This is a genomic window from Porphyromonas uenonis 60-3 (assembly GCF_000174775.1).
In the GTDB taxonomy this organism is placed as follows: Bacteria; Bacteroidota; Bacteroidia; order Bacteroidales; family Porphyromonadaceae; genus Porphyromonas; species Porphyromonas uenonis_A.
Genome location: NZ_ACLR01000147.1, coordinates 1 through 557, shown reverse-complemented (window position 1 = coordinate 557; position 557 = coordinate 1). Strand labels below are relative to the sequence as shown.

At 50.8% G+C, this 557-nt stretch carries 1 protein-coding gene; it reads right to left on the bottom strand.

The genetic code is table 11. The features are described from left to right. A partial coding sequence (locus PORUE0001_RS05055; RefSeq protein ID WP_039865651.1) for a hypothetical protein occupies nt 1-378 on the bottom strand: 378 nt, incomplete at its 3' end. Nucleotides 379-557 lie beyond the last annotated feature (179 nt).

The following is a 557-nucleotide window of genomic DNA, read 5'->3' as shown; positions in this document are numbered from 1 at the left end:
GTACTTAGGGGTGGTGTTCAGGTGGTCTTGGAAGCCGTGATTGACCACGCCCTTGGTTGTCTGAGGCGGACGCTTGCGTCTGCGACTTCTCAGTAGCATGTCGTTGGCTCCTAACACTTTGTAGAGCCAGTCTCGACCTACTTGGAAGGTTCCTTTGAAGTACTTGTTGGTACACTCCTGGAGGGTGTCTACGCCTGCCCTGGGGAGCCAACTGCGCACATACTGGCAATAGTGTAGGACGGAGGCTACTTTGACATCTTCGTCTTGCTCGGTGAAGGTGTGCTTGTAGTAGCCTTTGCGGCTGACTTCTAGCTGCTGACAAAGGTAGGTTATGGAGAGCTTTTGATCTCTCACTTGGGCGGATTCAAGCTGTCTCACGGCTACAAATCGGTCTTTTTTTTTAGATCAATGTGGTAGCGATTCAAGACCACTTCGAGTAGTGTTTTGTTGACCAAGGCCTTGCTCTCAGCTTGGAAGAGGGCTGCTTTGAGGCGAGCGTTTTCGCGCTTGAGTTCTGCGTAATCTGGATCTACGGCTTTGTTCTTGTTTGTCTTGCT